Raw genomic sequence first — 20,544 nt, 5'->3', positions numbered from 1 at the left:
TCTTTATGGCTAGAGCAGACCGGCTCATAAGTATTGTTGCAATTGCTTTGGCATTGGCGCTACTTGCTGTTACATTTAGTTTTCCATCGCCTGATATCGTTCGTACAAGTCCGGGATTTTTACCGAGGATATATATCGGTTTATTTATCATTTTTGCAGTGGTTTTATTCATGCAGGCGCGGAGCAGAAATAAAGAAGCAGACTCAAAAGTGACCTTTGATCGTTTTTCCTTTGTTTTAATGATAGTTTTCGGGATTTATTTACTTAGCATGATAGTGCTCGGATTTTACCTCAGCACGTTGTTATTGATTGCGGTACTGCTGTGGTTAAGTCGGGTTCGGGCGTGGTGGGTCATAGCCTCAATGCCGTTAATTGTTCTTTTATTTGTGTATATCGTTTTTTCGGAGTTATTAAATGTGAATCTGCCGCTTGGCTTACTATTTTCTTGAAAGGATAGGTGAAAAAGATGGAAACTCTTACATATGTATTTCAATTTGAAACTATCCTTTTACTTATTCTGGGCCTCCTTATTGGCTTGTTTATTGGAGCGCTTCCCGGGCTTTCTTCAGTAATGGGGGTAGCTTTAATGCTTCCAATTACATTTGGGATGGAGCCAATTAATGGCATTCTGCTGCTGATTGGAGTATATTTTGGGTCTATTTACGGAGGTTCGCTGACCGCAATTTTAATAAATACACCAGGAACCCCTGCTTCGGCTGCCAGTGTCATTGATGGGTATTCGCTGACAAAAAAGGGGCTGGCTTATAAAGCGTTACAAGTATCGACGGTATCTTCTGCTATCGGCGGGGTGGTGGGGGTTATACTTTTAATTTTAGTAGCTCCCCAGTTAGCTGAATTTGCTCTTCGTTTCAGTGCTCCTGAAACGTTTGCTTTAGCTTTGTTTGGATTGTCAGTCATTTCTACATTAACTGCCGGTTCATATGCAAAAGGGATGATGTCCGGGTTGGCAGGGCTGATTATCGCAACGGTAGGATTGGACCCCATCAGCGGCGTAACCCGCTTTACTTTCGGAAACGTTCAGCTGTTGGGGGGCGTGAGCTTCATTGCAGCAATGATTGGTTTGTTCGCAACCTCTGAAGCGTTTCGTATGGTGGAAGATAAGATAAGAAATACGGACAGTAGCCAAACAATTAATAAAGTGAAATTAAAATGGTCTGAATTTCGTGCTGTTTTCTTAACGATACTGGGTTCTTCGGGAATAGGAACTTTCATTGGCATGATTCCCGGGGCAGGGGCTGATATCGCCTCTTTTGTGGCCTACAACGAAGCAAAAAGGTTTTCTAAAAATAAAAAAGAATTCGGTAACGGTTCTCTTCGGGGCCTTGCAGCACCAGAAGCAGCTAATACAGGTTTGACCGGGGGAGCGATGGTGCCCTTACTGACTCTCGGCATTCCGGGAGATGCGGTGACAGCGGTATTGTTAGGAGCGTTGACTGTCCAGGGGCTGCAGCCAGGGCCTCAGCTGTTCGTTTCCGACGGAAGTCTTGTCTATGCATTATTTATAGGAATGCTTTTAGCTAATTTATTTATTTTAATTATTGGTTTTTCAGGCATTCGCTTTTTTACAAAGATATTGAAAGTGCCGGGGCACTTTCTAATGCCCGTTATTTTGGTATTAAGTGTAGTAGGCGCTTATGCACTGAATAACAACTACTTTGATGTTATCGTTATGTTCGCAGCCGGGATTGGCGGTTATTTTATGAAGAAATTCAATTTCCCGGTGGCCCCATTAATCCTGGGCCTGATTTTAGGCCCGCTCCTTGAAAGTAATTTACGACGCTCGATTATTTTAGCGCAGGGAGATATGACAATTTTTCTGACAAGGCCAATAACAGTAGTGCTGTTGGCACTTGCGGTTCTCACTTTACTTTCTCCGTTATGGAATATTCGAAAAAAATGGAAACCAGATGTTAAAGGGGAAATATAATAATGAAGCCTTATGTATATATTGGAAGACAAATCACAAACGAAGCCGAAACATTTATTTCAGAGCACTGCGATTACAACATCTGGAGAGAGGCTGTGAAAATACCGAGGGAAACGCTAAAGGCTGAACTAAAAGAGGCGGACGGGGCAATTATCCCGAAGGTGCCCGTAAATCAAGAATTGCTCGAGAATGCTGAAAACTTAAAAGTAATAAGCAACGTAGCGGTAGGGTACGATAATTTTGACATCGAGGCATTAAAAGAAGCAGGAGTGATAGGAACACACACCCCCTATGTGCTGGATGAAACGGTAGCAGATCTCGTTTTCAATTTAATCTTATCCGGGGCCAGAAGAACTGCGGAATTACAACAGTTTACCCGTAAAGGTAAATGGAATAAGATGGACGATCCCTACTTCTTAAGTAAGGATGTCCACCATAGCAAGCTAGGCGTTATAGGCATGGGAAGAATTGGAGAAAAAATCTGCCGAAGAGCGAATTTAGGTTTTGAAATGGAAGTAATGTATTATAATCGCAGTCGGAACCAAAAAGTAGAAGAAGAATACGAAGCGAGAAAAGTAAGCCTCGACACTCTTCTTGAGCAATCAGATATTATTGTCATCATGCTTCCGCTAAATGAAAAAACACGTCATTTTATTGGAGAACAGGAAATTCAAAAAATGAACGAAAACACCTTATTAGTAAACGCTTCAAGAGGACCAATTATAGATGAAGAGGCATTGATTAAAGCGTTGGAAAACAAGGATATTTATGGGGCAGCTCTGGACGTATTTGAAAACGAACCGCTGGCTTCAGACAACCCTTTGTTACAATTATCTAATGCTACAATCACGCCTCATGTGGGCTCTGCTACTAAGCAGACAAGAGATGCTATGGATCTAAGAGCGGCAAAAAACCTTGTCAATGGAGTATTGGGAAGCGGCCCTGTCGACATCATCAAAGAATTGCGATAGGTTTATTAAGATGGTCAACGTGTGAATCAAAAAGTTTAATAATAAGATTTTAAAGCCTCATTCACGGCTTCAAGCGCATGGACTCGGGTCGTATCGATCACCGAAAGTTCAGTGTCCTCCGAAGTGACCAGCATGCCAAGCTCTGTGCAGCCTAAAATAATACCTTCGGCTCCGGCTTGTTTGAGCTGTTCCATGACCCGGAGCATATAGCTTTTGGATTCCGGCCGGACCGTCCCGTGGCAGAGCTCCTCAAAGATAATGCGGTTGATCTCTGCGCGTGGTTCCGGGTCAGGCACCGTCACCTCCAGGCCGCCTGAACGGAGCCCGTCAGTATAAAACGTTTCCTCCATCGTATATTTGGTGCCGAGCAGGCCGGCACGTGAAAGCTTTTGCCGGCGGATCTCCCGGACAGCTGCTTCAGCAATGGGCAGCACCGGGATATTTACGCAGCCTTCGATCGTTCCGATGACCTTGTGCATCGTGTTCGTGCAGAGCACGATAAAATCTGCGCCGCCGCGCTCAAGAGCCGCGGCCGCCTCTCCTAGCCGTTCTCCTGCTTCTTCCCAGCTGCCTGTGGCCTGCATCTGTTCAATTTCTTCAAAGTCAACGCTGTACATGAGGCACCGGGCCGAATGCAGTCGCCCGAGCCGTCGGTTTACCTCTTCATTAATCAGCTGGTAGTACAGCGCGGACGACTCCCAGCTCATGCCTCCGAGCAGCCCGATCATCTGCATGCTTTCCGTCTCCTTTCTGTCTAGTTGCTCACATCTGGTGTTATATGCTTATATTACCATTTTTATCATACTTCATTGGCATGACATAATAACTGTGTTATGTTTAAAATACTAGAAAATAGTTTTAGCATGAATTTGGTAACTGCATTTTAAGCTCAGGGTGGTTAACATTCTGGACAAAAGCGCCAGTTAATGTACTGCCAGTAAAGTGGCGTTAGTAGATGTATGAATGACGATATACGATAAAATAAGGCATGAAAAGCTAGCACCTGCATGTTTGCGGCCGGAGCTTTGGTTCGTCATTAAAACACTTTTTAAATAATATCGAGCAGAAATATTCAGACAGTCAGCGCTGATGCAGAAGCTGCAGAAGTCTATATTTCTGTGGTTTTTTGTATTTGTACGGATACAACGATACGAGGCCATACACCGATGCACGAAATAATACGCGGCAAGTAGCTGAAAAGAAAATGCTTTTCGGCGCAGCCAGTACTAAGAAAGCTTCTTAGTGCTGGCTTTTTATTTTCCGCTCCATATTTTACAGAAAAGAGGCTGAAACAATGAACTCTCCCGCATTTGTTTACTGCTACAGCTCGAAGGAACGCGAAGTAATTGTCGGCCGGCGTGAGGACATGAACACAGAAGGGTGGAAACAACGGGGATACACGGTTGTGGAATGCGGTGATACAGAAAAATTATACGAGAGCGTAAAAAGATTTAAAGCGAACGAATGGATTGTCACCATTATGTCGGACCCCTCGCTGTTCGAAAAGTTTTTGCATGAATCCTCTGATAGTAAAGCAGGCAAACAAAAAAACAGGTAATGCCCTTATAGAGACGCAGAGGAGCTGTCCCATTCAGTGGGCGGCTCTTTATGATGAGCAGGAATATGGACATGCGAAGCAGCCAGTGCTATATTTAATTAAAGATAATAAGAGTCTTTAATATCTTTGTTGTCTTCACAGAAAGGGGCAGAACGATGACACACTACCATCACCAATCATCCTCTGATAAAAAGGCATATTTGGAAGGAAAAGAAAGACGGGAGGCGCTCCCGCCGGAAGCAGTGCTTGACCTTGTTACATTTGGCGATTCCGGCCGTGTGCTGGACTTAGGGGCCGGGACTGGATATTTAACTCTCCCTGCTGCAGAAAGAACAGAAGGAAGGGTTTATGCGCTGGACCGCGACCGGGAAATGCTCGAACTCATTGAAGCGAGGGCAGCCCAGGATTCACTCACCAACATACAGACCATAGAGGGAGAGATGAACCAGCTGCCGTTCGCTGAGGCTTCAGTCGAAGTGGTCCTGGCTTCGCTCGTGCTTCATGAAGCGCCTTCTCTTGCACCGGTGCTGGAGGAAGTGCAGCGGGTGCTCGTGCCGGGCGGCAGCCTGGTAATTGTTGAGCTGGAGAATAACTCATCCCATGCACACAACGCTCCCCGCGTTTCCCCGGAACAGATGGAGGAGGCAGTCAGCCGCGTTGGGTTGCACGTAACTGGTCACTCATTTCCGGCATCCGGGTTTTACACTACTACAGCTATTAAGAATCAAATTGATTACTAGTATATACAGTGATTCATAAAAGAAAGAGAAATTCAGCCAGCAAGCTGAATTTCTCTTTCTTTCGTTTTAGATGAAATTAAAAAATTCAAAAAACATGTTGAAAGCGCTTAAAAAAAATGTATAATAGAAGAAAACATTATGATCAATTAATAAAGGTAATGACCTTTAGGGGAGGAATTAAATGATTGAACAATTAAAAAGAAAAAATCCTGGTATAAAAATAATGGAAGTAGAGGATAGAGCCTTTAATAAATTCGGAAAAATACTTAAGAATTTTCCGGTAAACGATCTTCCAAACAGCTTTATAAAAGATGAAATACCAGAAAACGCTACAATTTACTTGCCCTCTATTGATGAGTGGGAAAATACTGAATTTAAACAAGAAATCGAAAAAAAGTTTTTCGGGGAACTACCGGTGCAACTAGGGTTATGCAAAGGTCATAATCAATACTTAAATGGATTTGAATTTCATAAAACCTCTGAAGTCATCGTCACAGCTACCCCTTTGGTATTATTCATCCAAACGCTGCAGGAAGTAGATTTGCAACAAGAAGTTGCAGCTGAAAATACGGTGGCAGTGTTTATACCCGCGTTTAAAGCTGTTGAAATTTATTCTACTACGCTTCATTTAGCTCCCTGTAAAGTAATCGAAGACGGTTTTAATAGTATGATTATTTTACCTAAAGGCACAAATGAAGAGTTAGAGTATGAAAGCAGGGAGGCTGATGAATTTCTTTTCAAAAAGAACAAGTGGGCGATAGCCCATCGTGATCATCAAAAATTTGTGGACCAAAACGTGCCGGTAAAGCTGGTGGGAGAAAATTTGAAATTAAATTATAGATAAAGGGAGGAAATCAAATGATTTTAACAATTGCCAGCTGTATTTTCTTTATGGCTCTAGTGGCCTGGATTTCTTATAGAAAAACCAGAAATCAAGTTTCTAACTCCGATGGTTATTTTCTGGCTGGACGTGGCCTGACAGGCGGTTTCATAGCAGGTTCCCTGTTATTGACGAACCTCTCGGCAGAACAGCTGATTGGATTAAACGGCCAAGCATATAGTGCGAATCTTTCCAACATGGCGTGGGAAGTAACGGCAGCCTTCGCGGTTATCATTTTGGCACTATTTTTATTGCCTAAATATTTGGGGGGAGCATTTACAACTTTACCGCAGTTTTTGCGCTCCAGGTTTGATAGCGGTGTTCAAACATATGTAGTTATGCTATTTATGCTTGGTTACGCTTTTGTTACGATTCCAAGTGTTCTGTACTCCGGAGGCCTGGCAGTGCTTCAATTATTTGAGGTTCCAGAATTACTCGGGATTTCCTTAGAACAAGGCCTTTGGCTGGTAGTCTGGACTATTGGAATTATCGGCGCCTGTTATGCCATTTTTGGTGGTTTGCGCGCAGTAGCAATCTCCGATACACTGAATGGCATCGGACTTATCATTGTAGGACTGCTGATACCGGTTTTAGGATTCATTGCTCTCGGAAATGGAAACATGCTTGAAGGCATGCGCACTATCACTTTAGAAAGCCCGGAAAAACTAAATGCGATAGGTTCCTCCGATGATGCTGTGCCAGTCGGAACTATTTTCACAGGCATGATTTTCATGAACCTGTTTTACTGGGGGACAAATCAATATGTAATTCAGCGTACATTAGGGGCAAAAAGCCTTGCTGAAGGACAAAAAGGTGCTTTGTTCACCGGTTTTTATAAGCTGCTGGTTCCGTTAATGATGATGATTCCAGGTATTATTGCGTTCCACCTTTACGGGGAACAGCTAAATCCCATCGACTTAGCATATCCGACGCTAATTGCAAACGTAATGCCCACTTTCTTAAATGGTTTTTTCTTAGCTGTTTTGCTGGGGGCTGTATTTTCAAGCTTTAACTCCTTATTAAACAGTGCTTCAACTATGTTTGCCTACGATATCTATAAAGCATGGATCAACAAAAACGCTACTGATACACAAATGATTCGTATCAGCAAATGGTTCGGTACTTTTTTGGCTATGGTCACCTTTTTCATTGCCCCATTACTACTGCGCGCGCCAGACGGTTTGTGGAACCTGATTAGAGAATTTACCGGGTTTTTTAACATTCCTATTATTGCCATTGTCCTCGTCGGCATTCTAACGAAACGTGTGCCTCCATTAGGGCCAAAGATTGCCATTATTTTTCACGTAGTAACCTACTACTTTTTATTGTACGGGGTCAATCAGTTCTTTGGTTATAATATTGAAATTAACTTTATTTACATCTCATTTGTATTATTCTTGATTGAAGTAGGCATCATGTTAAGTGCCGGGAAATTCAAACCGCTGCCAGAAGATTTTGAATTTCACGCTGATCCAAAAGTTAATATGACCCCCTGGAAATACGCTCTGCCAGTAACTACAGTGTTGCTTAGCGCAGTAGCCTTCACTTATTTAGTATTTTCTCCGTGGGGTGTTGCTTATACAGAAGGCATCGTGTCCTCTATGTTTTTGCCGATGTTTTTAATTCTTTTTGTTGTAACCGTTATCATATATATTGTTTCATTGAAATCGTGGAACAAAAAATATGAAGAAGCAATTCAAATTCAGCATGATAAAGCTGTTGAAAAAACAAACGACAAACCCGTAACAAAACTGTAAAAGGAGCATTATAATGACTAACAACAATTATTTCCAACAGAACTTTTATTCCGAGTATTTAAAACCTGAAGATAAGTATGTGTTTTTAAAGGCTCAGCCCGAATTCAAATTTAATGTGATAGGTGCGGGAATGATAGGCATGGAGCATATTAGAGTGACTATGCTCGAAGGAAGAGCTGCTATTAATGGTGTCTATGATCTGGACCAGTCGAGTGCAGAGTGGACAAAAGAAGCTTTTGAAAAAGAATACGATTATGAGCTGCACCTATACAATAGTTTAGAAGAAGCTTGTTTTGATCCCAGTGTAGATGGATTAATTATATGCACGCCTAACTATACTCATCTGGAAGTGATGAAAACAGCAGTGCAATCAGGGAAGCATATTCTATTAGAAAAACCAATGGCTACCACTATACCAGATGTTTTAGCTATTCAGGATTTAGTTAAAGATTATGAAGGCGTCTTTCAGATCGGACTTCAATACCGGCATAAACCCATCTATGATGAAGCTCTGCATGAAGTATTGCACAAGAAATCTTTAGGGGAAGTGAAAAACATCAGCTTAATGGAACACAGAGTTCCTTTTTTGGACAAAGTTGATCAGTGGAATAAATTTTCTAAGTTCTCGGGCGGGACCTTAGTGGAAAAATGCTGCCACTACTTTGATTTAATGAATGTAGTAGCAGGCTCTAAACCCGTATCTGTTTATGCCAGTGGAAGTTTAGCAGTCAATTACCAGGATTTTGAATACGAAGGGGAGTCTTCTGATGTTGTTGATCAGGCCTTTGTTACAGTCGAATACGAAAATGGTGTAAAAGGAAACTTTAATTTGTGCATGTTTGCTCCAATGTTTTATGAAGAAATGACTGTTTGTGGTAGCAAAGGAAGAATTAAGACATACGAAAACGATGATTTTTTACCATCCAGTAGAGCCAATACCCACTTTGAAATTTTAACAGGAGAAAATGGCACTTCAAAGATTTCCACTCCGATGTATCCAGCGATTATTCAAAATAGTGGGCATCACGGGGGAACGTATTACGAGCATAAGTATTTTGTAGATAATATTAAAGGTGATTATAAGGATACAGCTACGCTGGAAGAAGGACTCTGGTCCATCGTTGTAGGAGTAGCAGCAGAAGAGTCCATTAAAAACAAAGCGGTAATCAATATTGAGGAATTGTTAAATCAATCGAAACAAGCAGTGGAATGAAAACAGGTTGAACAATGAAAGGTTATTATGTTTAAATAAACATAATAACCTTTGCAAAATGGAGGCATAACATGAATGGCATGAAAGTATTGTATATTCCAGCGGTCAAGAAGACTTTTGATGTTGAAACGGCAAGAAAACAACGGTCGCAAACGAGCGAAGTACTCAAAAGCATAAGTGCTCACCTGTTCGAACCAGAGGATGTTCTAGGATCGGTTAACGATGTGAGTGAATTTATTAACACCATAGAAGCGGAAAGTATAGATTATGTCATTTATCAGAGTCTCACCTTTACTGATGGTGAGTACATTCGGGAAATTATTAGCCGGTTTTCTGCTCCCGTTATGGTCTGGTCCATTAGAGAGCCTGAAATAGGAGGAAGACTCAGGTTAAATTCTTTAACAGGAGGAAACAGTACGTCCCATGTTTTGCGTGCAGCGAAGCACCCGTACGATTTTGTGTTCGGCAATAGTGATGAAAGCCAGGTTCTTAAAAAATTACGGGTGAATTTAAATGTCCAGTCAATGATTAAAAATCTCCAAAGCACGAAAATTGGAGTTGTAGGAGAACACCCTCCAGGTTTTTTCTTCGCGGATACAGACGAAGAACTCCTGCAGGAACGGTTTGGTGTTCAAATACACAGCATGCAGCTGGAAAAAGCATTTGAACGGGCAAAAGAGACTACTGCTTCCATGCAGCAGCAGGAGCTCGACAGGGCAGAAACACAAGTGATCGGTCTCCAGCGTTCAGAAGAGACGACCCAGAAGTTCTCCGAGTTTTGTGCGTATATGCGCCAGGAAATCCGGGAAGAAAACCTTTCAGCACTGGCGATCCGGTGTCTGCCGGAATTCTTTACAGAGTTTGGTGCAGCGGCATGTTCGACGCTTTCCCAATTAACTGAGGACGGCATTTCTTCAGCCTGCGAAACGGATATCCACGGAGCCTTATCGATGCACATACTAAATCATCTCTCTTTAGGGGCCTCCCCGTATCTTGGAGACATGGTCCATGTAAATGAAGCCAGTAATTCTGTGGTTTTCTGGCATTGCGGAGCTGGAGCTTATTCATTAGCAAATGAAAAGCAGGGTGCTCAGGCAGGAGTTCATCCGAATAGAAAAACAGGAATGACAATGGAATTTGGATTAAAAGCAGGAGAAGTTACAATATTTCGGGTGAGTTATCTGCCTGGAGAAGGTTTCCGTCTGTTAATTATGAAAGGAAAAGCATTGGATACACCACAGCGATTTAATGGTACAAGTGTAGAAGTGGAACTGAGTACGTCAGTAACTGAAACGGTACAGCAGTTGATGGAGGAGGGTTATGAACCTCATTACGGCCTGGTTTATGCGGATGTAACCGAAGAATTGATGGAGCTGGGCCGTAAACTGAACATTCCGACGACTGTCTATGTAGAGTAGCAAGATGGGTGGATGTGTATGAAAAAACGAATTGTAATCGGTCAGGCTGGAGGGCCGACAGCTGTTATAAACGCTTCTCTGGTCAGTTTGGCAGAAGCTTTAGCCCCGAAACACGATATAACTTTTGTTTTCAATGGTTATGAGGGGCTGGCTGAAGGCAATTTTTTAGAAGGAACGACGGATTTGCTGGAGCGCCTGCAGATGTACAAAGATGTTCCAGGAGCGTGTCTTGGCTCGGGACGCTTTGAAAGCAGTATGGAAGTAATTGAAAAAATGTGCCAGCAATTGAATCATATCGGAGCCGACACCCTCATAATGATCGGTGGAAATGGGACTATGTATGCGCTGCATCTCATAGAAAAGGAATTAGCCAATAAGGGCACTGACCTTCAAGTAATAGGCATCCCGAAAACCGTAGACAATGATTTAGGAGGAACAGATCATTCACCCGGTTTTGGCAGTGCTGCTAGGTATGTGGCACAGACTGTAGCAGATTCCAGCAGGGATCTAATGGCGATGAATAATTTTGAACAGGTTAGAATTTTGGAAACCATGGGAAGAAATTCGGGATGGCTTGCTGGGGCCTCAGGATTTTTTAAAAAATATGAAGAAGAAGGGCCTCACTTTATTGGACTTCCTGAAATACCTGATACGCATGAGCAATTATTTGAATCTGTGGAAGCTTCGCTGCAGTCTCATGGTCAAGCATTGCTCGTAGTAAGTGAAGGCATGCTTTGGAAGGACAGCCTGAATGCCGAACACAAAAATGGCCGGGCCGTATTGGGAGGAGTTTCTGCCCAGATTAAATCCAGCTTAGAGGAGTATTTCAAAATTAGTGTAAGAGCTGAGGTATTGGGCATGAACCAGCGCTCTTCTTCCGTATACATCTCTGAATCAGATAAACAGGAGGCCATGGAAATTGGTACTAAGGCTGCTCATTTAGTAAATGAAAACGTCAGTGGCCAAATGGTTTGTATAGAGCGCATTAGTAATCTTCCTTATCATGTTAAAATAAATACTACTTCATTTAAAAACGTGATAAAAGAAGGGGAAAGAGCACTGCCAGGAAAATTCATTAACGACCAAAAGCAGTATTATGAATGGCTTCGTCCATTAATTGGCAATGGACTCTCTTACCCCCCTCCTTTAAGAAAGGAAGACAATATTTATGCCTCATCCATCGATCGACCAAAGTAAACCAGAATCCCTCTATTTGCAAGTGAAAAATGTTCTAGTTGATAGAATAGACCGTCACATTTGGCAGGAAAACAACTTAATTCCAACCGAACAGGAATTAATGAAAGAATTCGATGTCAGCCGGACAACTATTCGGCAGGCAATATCTATCCTCGTACAAACTGGTCTTCTGGAAAGAAGGCAGGGAAAGGGCACCATTGTAAAGCCGCAAAAATTGGTTGGGAGCCTGGGGAGGCTCAAAGGTTTTGCCGAAGAAGTTATTGAGAAAGGCCAGACTCCTAGTTCCCGGCTGATACGTGCTGAGTTTCGTGATGATTTGTATCATGAGAAAAGTATGTTAAAGGCCGGGAGCGAAGAAGAGATACTACTGCTTGAACGTATACGCTTTGCAGATGAAATCCCTGTAGCTTTAGAGCGTACGTGCTGGCCCAAAGATCTTGGTGAATTGTTGATGAATGAGGATCTAAACCAAGCCAAATACTATGAAATATTAGAAAAACATAGTATTTACCTGAAAAAAGCTAATGAAAGCATTATAGCCATCAATGCCACTATTGATGAAGCGGACTTGCTTGGTATTAGAGCGGGTGAAGCATTATTAAAAATGACCAGGCTTAGTTTTGGGATACATGATCGCCCAATTGAATATACAAAAACTAGATATAGAAGTGACCAATATCATTATGATATTGATTTAGAGCGCTAAGGAGGCCGAAAAATGGCATTTATTGATGGAAAAACAATGCTAGAGCATGCATTCAAAAACAATTACGGGGTGGGGGCTTTTAGTGCCCATAATGTAGAAACAGTTCAGGCTATTATCGAAGCAGGGGAAGAAATGCAATCTCCAATTATGATTCAGGTCGGGCAAAAAGTTATACAAACTGTGGGCTTAGAACCAATGAAATCATTGGTCGATTGGTATGGCAGGGAAGCGAGTATACCAATTGCAGTACACTTGGATCATAGCCGTGAATTAAAGCAGACAGCGAGGGCTATCCAGTTAGGTTTTCAATCCGTAATGTTTGACGGTTCTTCGCTTCCGGTTGAAGAAAACATTGAAAAGACAGCGCACGTAGCATTGATGGCAAAAGAATTAGGAATTGGTTCTGAAGGTGAAATAGGGAAAATAGGCGGTACGGAGGATGACATCACCGTAGATGAAAAAGATGCGCTTATCACAACCGTAGAGGAGGCAAAAACTTTTGCTGAATTTACAAATGTAGATTATCTAGCTATCTCTATTGGCACTGCTCATGGCATATATCAACAAACACCCAATATTCGGTTTGAAAGATTAACGGAAATAGCTGAAGAAGTTTCCCGTCCTATTGTTCTTCATGGCGGCTCTGATGTTCCGGATGAACAGGTGAAAAGAGCTGTTCAATTAGGTGTTTCAAAAATCAACGTCGATACGGAACTGAGGCAGGCATTTATTGTTGGGATGCGGGAGCATTGGGAAAAGAATAGCAGCGATATCGTATTAGCAAATGCTACGCAAAAAGGAAAAGAAAAGCTAAAACAGAAAGTTGCAGAAAAAATTCGTGTATTCGGCAGTCAAAACTATGCGGAAGAATTTTTCAAAAATAAAAAGGTAGTAACATTATGATGAATTGGGAGGTACTTTAATGCAAACCTTTGAACAACAAAAAGAATTCGGGCTTTTTATCAATAACCAAACCAAAATGACTGAACAAAAAATAAATATCTTAGACAAGTACAGCCTACAGCCAATAGCACAAGTCGCCCGTGCAGGCAAAGAAGATGTTGAAGAAGCAGTACGAGGAGCCCAGGAAGCATTTAAAACTCCTCTCAGCCCTTATGAAAGATATCAAATACTGCAAAAGGCGGCTGCTAAATTACGAGAACAGCAAGAAGGATTTGCCAATCTGCTCGTAAAAGAGGTGGGAAAGCCAATCAATGAATCGATGGGAGAGGTTTTCCGTTCGGCCCTGACGTTGGAGATTGCCGCTGAAGAAGGAAAGCGTGTTGCTGGAGAAGGCGTACCTATTGAAGCAGCACCTGGATCTGAAAATAGAAGGGCTTATACTGTTCGGAAGCCGGTAGGAGTAATAGCAGCAATTACCCCGTTTAACGTGCCATTGAATTTAGTTTGCCATAAAATCGGGCCGGCATTGGCCTCAGGCAACAGTGTGGTATTAAAGCCTTCAGACGCTACTCCGCTGGTGGCTTTGAAGTTAGCTGAAATACTTAAAGAAGCGGGGCTGCCAACTGGAAAACTTCAGGTGCTAACGGGGCACGGCGCAGAAATTGGAAACTGGCTATTGGAAAATAATAAAGTAAATATGTTTACATTCACGGGGAGTACTAGTGTAGGGAAATATATTAAGGAGCATGCAGGACTTCGAAAAGTAGCATTGGAGCTTGGAAACAACTCGGCTACTATCGTTCATCATGATACAGATGTTCAGGCGGCCGCTAAAGCGGTAGCATTGAAAAGTTTTAATAATGCAGGGCAGGTTTGTATTTCCGTTCAAAGAGTTTTTGTACACCGGTCTGTTCATGATGAATTCGTCCAGCATTTGAAGAAAGCAACGGAAAGTATACAGGTTGGCGACCCTGGAAAGGAAACTACGGATGTCGGCCCGATGATTTCTGAAGATGCGGCACAGCGTGTAGAAGACTGGGTAGCAGAAGCAGTACATGAAGGGGCAAAAATTCAAGTTGGAGGCCAGCGGAAAGAAGCTGTTTTTTATCCGACTGTGTTGACCAATGTTACTGAAACGATGCGTGTATCGTATGATGAAATATTTGGCCCGGTAGTGTGCGTGGAAGCATACACTGGTACAGAAGAATCAATACAAAAAGTTAATAATTCTGATTACGGACTGCAGGCCGGTATATTTACAAATGATTTAAACTTTGCCCTGCAGGCAGCAGAAGAAATAGAAGTAGGTGGAGTAATTATTAATGACACCCCAGGGTATAGAGTGGATCATATGCCTTATGGAGGAGTGAAAAATAGCGGTACGGGCAAAGAAGGCCCGAAGTATGCTATTGAAGAAATGACAGAAGAAAAGCTTATTGTCTGGAATCGATAACGGCCATTCAATAATAAGAAAGAAGATGCGTTATGGACATTTTTAATATTGTCTGGCCAGTGCTTGCAATTTTTATGGTGGGCTTTATTGCTCAGCGTTTGCTAAATATAGAATTGGCGCCTTTGTCTACGTTTTCGATCTATTTGTTGGTGCCATTTCTTGCATTTAGAACGTTTTACCAGGAAGGCATTAACGCAGAAATTGTTTATTATGCCTCATTTGTGGGTGCCCTATGCTTATTGCTGGTTCTCATCAGTTATTGTTTTTCTTACTTTTGGTATAAAGATAAAGAAAAACACTACGGTTTTATTTTATCTTCAGCATTTATGAACAATGGTAATTTTGGAGTCCCTTTAGTATTGGCAATATTTGGAGAACAGGCTCTGAATATTGCCGTAATGCTAATGGTGCTGCAACAGCTGTTAATGAGCTCTGTGGGAGTTTATTTTGCTGCGAAAGGGTCTTCTATGGAGGCTGCGGGAGGCCAAAACGTAATTTGGAAAGTGTTGAAGCTTCCCCTTTTATATGTTGCCCTTCTGGGCTTTATATTTAATAGCACTTCAATCACGCTGCCGGGGGGAATTACGGGCGGAATTAATTCGATAGCTGATGCAGCGATACCCGTTATAATGTTGCTTTTAGGCATGCAGCTGGCAAATATATCTTTTGCTCACATCAATATATCAAGAATGATGAGCGCGGTTTTAGTCAGGTTAATCATTTCTCCTGCCGTCGCTTGGCTTCTTGTAGTGATGCTTCCCGTAAACACGTTGACGGGGAATATTATGATCATTATGGCGGCGGCCCCCTCAGCAGCGAATACTACTTTGTATGCAGTGCAGTTTCAAACAGACCCACACCATGTATCGGCAGTTACTTTAATAACGACGGTCAGCAGTATTTTTACCATCCCCTTGCTGCTTTTGTTATTGATTTAAGGAGAGCTGTAATGTATGTTCAACGCTATTCGAGTGATTTTGAAACAAACGCTGGCTTTAACAAGTATTTTTGCAGGAGTTAGTTTTTTTGGTGTATTGATATTGAATATATTTGATTTTGAAAGCATTATATCTATTAAAGAACACTGGGCGGAAGCTATTGAAAGTACATTGAAAATCATCGGCATTCTTTTTATCTATAGCATTATTCAGTATGCTTTGGGAAATAAAAAATGCATGCTGCCGGTTTCAGGTTTATTTTTAATGTTTTGTCTGAAAAACTCTATCTATGCTTCCATAACAGTATTAATCTGTGTAGTACCAAGCTTTTTAATGATAAAATTCTTCATAGAACCTTTAGATTTCACCATGGCCTGGTTAAATTACACTGATTTAATTAGCATAGCCGCAGGTATTGGAAGCTTATCGTTTTTGATTACGGTAGTAAAGCAGCTCCCCGTGTATTATAAATGGAGCACTTCGGGCGGGTACGAATAGTAACTGCTACGCCAACAATATTTTCGCCCCTCGTGAAAGCCGGCTTGCGGCAAGCGTCGTGCCCTCTAAAGTCATTACGGCAAACATGATAAAAGACATTTACGGGCACGACTGCACGGTGATTGAGGGCCCCCGTTTCGCTTTCGCCGATGGTTGTGTCGAAGGGCTGCTATCATAATCAAAAAGAAGGTAAATAAAGGGAGCTGTCTTCAAGAAAAGGCAGTTCCCTTTGGCTTAGACGAAAAATATTAGTCCAAATTTACAAAAAAATCTTGTAAAAAGAAAATGTTATCGTTTACAATAAATTTACTAAACCGATTTAGGAAGCTGGGGGATATGACAAAAAAACACTCTTCTCATTTAACAATGTCAGATGTAGCTAAAAAAGCAAACGTTTCCAAAAGTACCGTTTCCCAGTATTTGAACGGCCGGTATGAATTTATGTCTAAGAAAACGAGAGACATGATTCAGCGGGTAATTGAAGAAACAGGGTACTCCCCTAATGTGGTTGCCAGAAGCCTGAAAGTGAAAAAAACATCAACCATTGGTGTTATTGTGGCAAATATACTTCATAAATTTTCTACGGAAATTATACGGGCGATTGAAGACGCTTGCATGGAGGCGGACGTGCACGTAATTGTTTGTAACGCTGACGACGATCCTGAAAAGGAACGAAAATATATTAAAGCATTAATGGCAAAACAGGTGGACGGATTTATCGTTTTTCCTACTGGGGACAATATTGATATGTATGAACTTCTGGAGGAAAGAAACATACCACTTGTGTTTTTGGATCGGATCATTCCTGATTTAGCTGTTAATACGGTGTTGCTTGACAATTTTAAAGCTGTAGATACAGCCGTCCAGGTATTTGCCCAGGCTGGCCATACAAGAATTGCCATTGTCACCATGCCGGCTACGGCTTATGTTACTCCACGACTTGAACGTATCGAGGGCTTTCGTATAAGTATGGAGCGGTACGGCCTGGAGATGCAGGAAAACCACATAATCGATCAACCCCTGGATAGAATTCAGCAGGAAGTGACTGGAATGATGAGCGGCCCGGCTCCGCCGACGGCGGTCCTTGCTGGTAATGACCTTGTTCTGTTGGAAATTTTAAATGAGTGCAAAAACAGCGGCCGCCATATTCCAGAGGATTTTAGTTTAATTAGCATTGATGATGTTTCCTACGCGAATGTATACCAGCCGTCTCTTACGACCATAAAACAGCCAAGTGCAGAGATTGGAGAAAAGGGAGCGGAAGTTTTGCTTCAAAAAATTCGTGGAGAAATTAATGATCAGCAGATTGTTCGAATGGCTCCTACGTTGATTGCCAGAGAGTCAGTGAAGGAATTAATAGAAGAAAACTAAAATTTTTTCTATTAAACTAAACCGATTTAGTTAATTTGTTTGATAAAGGAGAAAACAATGGGAAAAATTATGGCACTTGGAGAAATGATGATGCGCTTTTCTCCTCCCGGCACAGAAACACTAAAACAACATACGAGTCTCGAAACCTTCTACGGCGGGGCGGAAATTAACGTGGCCGTGGCATTAAGCAACCTCGGTACAGAAGCAGAAGTGATCACCGCGCTTCCCGATAATCCTGTAGGAGATGCAGCTCTGGCCTATCTGCGGAAGGAAGGCGTGCAAACAGGAGCTGTTCAGCGGGAAGGTAACCGGCTGGGAACGTACTTTGTGGAAAAAGGAACAGCCGAGCGCCCTTCGAAGATAACCTATGACAGGGCTTATTCTTCCTTTTCCCAATGGAGCCCGCAGGAGACCATCAGTGACAGCTGGTTTCAGGACTGCCAGATACTGCACATTTCGGGAATCACTCTGGCTATCAGCCGGGAGGCGCGCGAGACAGCGTATGCTCTTGCGAAAAAAGCAAAGGAACATGGAGTGCAAATCAGCTTTGACTTTAACTACCGGAGCAAGCTGTGGAGCATCGAGCAGGCCCGGGAAGCGTTTGAATACTTTCTTCCGATGGTGGATATATGCTTCGCCGGGGTGAAGGACCTTACGAACATTTTAAATTATAACGTCTCCGGTGATGCAGACGGGGAGGAAAAGGCGTACAGAGCCTTTATGCAGGATTACGGGATTACCTGGCTGGCTTCTTCGCGTCGCCGCCCATTCACCAATCTGCAGCACCAATTATCCGGGCTGCTGCTGCACGCTTCAGGCGGGCGTGCTGAAGCGCCGGTTTACGATGTGTCCGTTTATGACCGGATTGGCGGCGGCGATGCGTTTTCAGCCGGCATCCTGCACCAGATTCTGGAGTCCCCGGAAGCATCAAAGAATATGTCTGAAATGATTACATTTGCAGTAGCAGTTGGCGTACTCGCGCATACGGTGCCGGGAGATGCATTCTGCTTACCTAAAGAAGACGTTAACGCTTTTCTAAACAGCCAACAAGGCAGCGATATAGCTCGTTGAAGGGAGAAAGAATAATGGATATTGGATTTCGATGGTACGGCGAAGGCAATGACAATGTAAAGCTGGAAAACATCAGGCAGATTCCCGGAACGACACAGATCGTCTGGGCGCTTCACCATAAGGCTGCCGGTGAAGTATGGGAAAAAGAAGAAATACAGCGCGAAATGCAGCTGATCGAATCCCACGGCTTTAAGGCAGAAGTCGTGGAAAGTGTGAACGTTCATGAAGATATTAAATTAGGGCTTCCGAGCAGGGAAGAATACATCGCCAACTATATCGAAACGATAAAAAACCTGGGCGGCGCCGGAGTAAAAGTGATCTGCTACAATTTCATGCCGGTGTTTGACTGGATTCGGACCGATTTGGCTAAAGAAATGCCAGACGGCTCAACGGCGCTGTTTTATGAAAAAGATCTTCTGAATGACGCCAGCCCTCAGGACATAATCGAACGGGTGCTTCAGAATCCCGAATTTACGATGCCGGGCTGGGAACCGGAACGATTGAGTAAAATTGAAGACACCATTCAGCAGTATGAAAGCGTATCGGAAGATGATTTATTTTCCAACCTGCAGTACTTTTTAGAGCGAGTCATCCCTGTATGTAAAGAGCACGATGTCCGCTTGGCCATTCACCCGGACGATCCGCCGTGGTCCGTGTTTAACCTCCCGAGAATCGTCTCCAACCAGGAGCAGCTGCAGCGCATTCTCTCGCTGGTAGATGAGGAGCACAACGGTCTGACCTTATGTAGCGGAGCACTGGGAGCGAATAAAGAAAACGATGTGCCGGCGATGATTCACGCGTTTCAAAACAGAATCCATTTTGCCCACGTCCGTAACGTTTACCGGTACGACAACGGGGACTTTATTGAATCCTCCCACCGGGAAGAAGACGGCTCCGTGCCAATCACAGATATCATGAATGCTTACTATGACATTGGCTACAAAGGATGCATCCGGCCGGACCACGGCCGCCACATCTGGGATGAAGAGGGTCGCCCCGGCTACGGCCTGTACGACCGCGCGTTAGGTATCATGTATATGCTTGGGATCTGGGACCAGAAACGAAAGGAGCAAAAATAAATGACACATACTTCGCTAAAGGGAAAAGTTGCAATTGTCACAGGAGGCGGAGGCGTTCTGTGCGGACAGATGGCTGAGGCTCTGGGAGCACAGGGCGCCCGGGTTGTTGTATTAAGCAGAAATCAGGAGAACGCCCAAAAAGTAGCTGACAAAATTACTGAAGACGGTGGGGAAGCTATTGCCTTTGCCTGTGATGTGACGAAGAAAAGCGACATTGAAGCAGCGAATGAAAAAATCCAGGAGCATTACGGACAGTATCATATCCTGATCAACGGCGCCGGAGGAAACCACCCGGAAGCCGTGACTACAAATGAAGCGTTCCGCTGGGAGGACGTCCAGGACCCGGAAGCAAACTCTTTTTTCGATATTACCGAAGAAGGCATGAATCACGTGCATGATTTAAATTTCACAGGATCAGTGCTTGCTACGCAAGTTTTCCTGAAACACATGATTCATGAAGAGGAAAGCACTGTTATCAATATCTCTTCGATGAGCGCGCCGAGCCCAATGACCAAGGTGCTTTCCTACAGTGCTGCTAAAGCCGGCATTGAGAATTTCACCCAATGGCTGGCCGTACACATGGCCAAGCACAATATCCGCTGTAACGCTGTGGCACCGGGATTCTTTTTAACGAAGCAGAACCGGAAAATGCTTTTGGATGATAACGACCAACTGACCGAGCGTTCATCGAAAATCATCAATCATACCCCAATGGAACGCTTTGGGCAGCCAGAGGATTTAACCGGCACGCTATTATGGCTGGCCGACCCGTCTTATTCAAGATTTGTCACAGGAATTACGGTGCCTGTGGATGGCGGATTCATGGCCTATTCGGGCGTTTAA

Annotated in this window: 20 protein-coding genes; 19 read left to right on the top strand and 1 reads right to left on the bottom strand. The window is 43.1% G+C overall.

Annotation, left to right across the window (positions count from 1 at the left end):
- Window positions 1–5 precede the first annotated feature (5 nt).
- From CHL76_RS11390 to CHL76_RS11380, 3 genes are read left to right on the top strand one after another with little or no spacing between them, the layout of a single operon-like run.
- The gene (locus CHL76_RS11390; protein WP_079475431.1) at window positions 6–449 is read left to right on the top strand and encodes a tripartite tricarboxylate transporter TctB family protein; all 444 of its coding nucleotides are present in this window, start codon (window positions 6–8) and stop codon (window positions 447–449) included.
- 17 nt (window positions 450–466) lie between these two features.
- Window positions 467–1,948 carry a tripartite tricarboxylate transporter permease gene (locus CHL76_RS11385; RefSeq protein WP_079475432.1) on the top strand — a complete coding sequence of 494 codons (1,482 nt, stop codon included), beginning with the start codon at window positions 467–469 and terminating at the stop codon, window positions 1,946–1,948.
- A gap of 2 nt (window positions 1,949–1,950) precedes the next feature.
- Window positions 1,951–2,919 carry a 2-hydroxyacid dehydrogenase gene (locus tag CHL76_RS11380; protein ID WP_094908613.1) on the top strand — a complete coding sequence of 323 codons (969 nt, stop codon included), beginning with the start codon at window positions 1,951–1,953 and terminating at the stop codon, window positions 2,917–2,919.
- A 35-nt stretch (window positions 2,920–2,954) separates the two neighbouring features.
- Here CHL76_RS11380 and CHL76_RS11375 read toward each other — a convergent pair whose 3' ends face one another.
- Entirely contained in the window at window positions 2,955–3,653 is a 699-nt protein-coding gene (locus CHL76_RS11375) for an aspartate/glutamate racemase family protein (RefSeq protein WP_079475434.1), read from the bottom strand.
- A 560-nt stretch (window positions 3,654–4,213) separates the two neighbouring features.
- On the opposite strand from CHL76_RS11375, the gene CHL76_RS11370 reads away from it, so the two are divergent.
- The 16 genes from CHL76_RS11370 to CHL76_RS11295 all read left to right on the top strand — a co-directional run bounded on the left by CHL76_RS11370 (window position 4,214) and on the right by CHL76_RS11295 (window position 20,544).
- Window positions 4,214–4,477 (top strand): hypothetical protein, encoded by a 264-nt coding sequence (locus tag CHL76_RS11370; RefSeq protein ID WP_079475435.1) that lies wholly within the window; start codon window positions 4,214–4,216, stop codon window positions 4,475–4,477.
- Between the two features lie 155 nt (window positions 4,478–4,632).
- On the top strand, window positions 4,633–5,217 hold the full coding sequence (locus tag CHL76_RS11365; protein ID WP_079475436.1) for a class I SAM-dependent methyltransferase: 585 nt from the start codon (window positions 4,633–4,635) through the stop codon (window positions 5,215–5,217).
- Between the two features lie 181 nt (window positions 5,218–5,398).
- Window positions 5,399–6,061, top strand: coding sequence for a DUF4867 family protein (locus CHL76_RS11360; protein WP_079475437.1), 663 nt, complete (start codon window positions 5,399–5,401; stop codon window positions 6,059–6,061).
- 14 nt (window positions 6,062–6,075) lie between these two features.
- Window positions 6,076–7,854: a solute:sodium symporter family transporter gene (locus CHL76_RS11355; protein WP_079475438.1), complete on the top strand. Its 1,779-nt coding sequence runs from the start codon at window positions 6,076–6,078 to the stop codon at window positions 7,852–7,854.
- A 13-nt stretch (window positions 7,855–7,867) separates the two neighbouring features.
- Window positions 7,868–9,067: a Gfo/Idh/MocA family protein gene (locus CHL76_RS11350; protein WP_079475439.1), complete on the top strand. Its 1,200-nt coding sequence runs from the start codon at window positions 7,868–7,870 to the stop codon at window positions 9,065–9,067.
- A 71-nt stretch (window positions 9,068–9,138) separates the two neighbouring features.
- The gene (gene sftI / locus CHL76_RS11345; protein ID WP_079475440.1) at window positions 9,139–10,485 is read left to right on the top strand and encodes a sulfoquinovose isomerase; all 1,347 of its coding nucleotides are present in this window, start codon (window positions 9,139–9,141) and stop codon (window positions 10,483–10,485) included.
- A gap of 18 nt (window positions 10,486–10,503) precedes the next feature.
- Window positions 10,504–11,682 (top strand): diphosphate--fructose-6-phosphate 1-phosphotransferase, encoded by a 1,179-nt coding sequence (locus tag CHL76_RS11340; RefSeq protein WP_158219162.1) that lies wholly within the window; start codon window positions 10,504–10,506, stop codon window positions 11,680–11,682.
- Window positions 11,654–12,388 carry a GntR family transcriptional regulator gene (locus tag CHL76_RS11335; RefSeq protein ID WP_079475442.1) on the top strand — a complete coding sequence of 245 codons (735 nt, stop codon included), beginning with the start codon at window positions 11,654–11,656 and terminating at the stop codon, window positions 12,386–12,388. The genes CHL76_RS11340 and CHL76_RS11335 overlap by 29 nt, the downstream gene beginning before the upstream one ends.
- A gap of 12 nt (window positions 12,389–12,400) precedes the next feature.
- Window positions 12,401–13,291, top strand: coding sequence for a class II fructose-bisphosphate aldolase (locus CHL76_RS11330; RefSeq protein WP_079475443.1), 891 nt, complete (start codon window positions 12,401–12,403; stop codon window positions 13,289–13,291).
- 19 nt (window positions 13,292–13,310) lie between these two features.
- Window positions 13,311–14,744: an aldehyde dehydrogenase family protein gene (locus CHL76_RS11325; RefSeq protein ID WP_079475444.1), complete on the top strand. Its 1,434-nt coding sequence runs from the start codon at window positions 13,311–13,313 to the stop codon at window positions 14,742–14,744.
- Window positions 14,745–14,776: 32 nt separating this feature from the next.
- Window positions 14,777–15,682: an AEC family transporter gene (locus CHL76_RS11320; protein WP_079475445.1), complete on the top strand. Its 906-nt coding sequence runs from the start codon at window positions 14,777–14,779 to the stop codon at window positions 15,680–15,682.
- A 39-nt stretch (window positions 15,683–15,721) separates the two neighbouring features.
- A complete protein-coding gene (locus tag CHL76_RS11315; protein WP_158219161.1) occupies window positions 15,722–16,180 on the top strand; it encodes a hypothetical protein in 459 nt (152 codons plus the stop codon).
- A gap of 336 nt (window positions 16,181–16,516) precedes the next feature.
- Complete coding sequence (locus CHL76_RS11310) at window positions 16,517–17,551, top strand: LacI family DNA-binding transcriptional regulator (RefSeq protein ID WP_079475447.1); 1,035 nt, start codon at window positions 16,517–16,519, stop codon at window positions 17,549–17,551.
- A 57-nt stretch (window positions 17,552–17,608) separates the two neighbouring features.
- A complete protein-coding gene (locus CHL76_RS11305; protein ID WP_094908612.1) occupies window positions 17,609–18,622 on the top strand; it encodes a sugar kinase in 1,014 nt (337 codons plus the stop codon).
- Between the two features lie 14 nt (window positions 18,623–18,636).
- Window positions 18,637–19,701, top strand: a complete 1,065-nt coding sequence (gene uxuA, locus CHL76_RS11300; RefSeq protein WP_094908611.1) for a mannonate dehydratase — start codon at window positions 18,637–18,639, stop codon at window positions 19,699–19,701.
- On the top strand, window positions 19,702–20,544 hold the full coding sequence (locus tag CHL76_RS11295) for an SDR family oxidoreductase (protein WP_094908610.1): 843 nt from the start codon (window positions 19,702–19,704) through the stop codon (window positions 20,542–20,544). It begins immediately after the preceding gene.

The sequence above is a fragment of the Marinococcus halophilus genome, from assembly GCF_002265875.1.
GTDB classification, from domain to species: Bacteria; Bacillota; Bacilli; order Bacillales; family Marinococcaceae; genus Marinococcus; species Marinococcus halophilus.
This window is presented reverse-complemented; position numbering and strand designations above follow the sequence as displayed.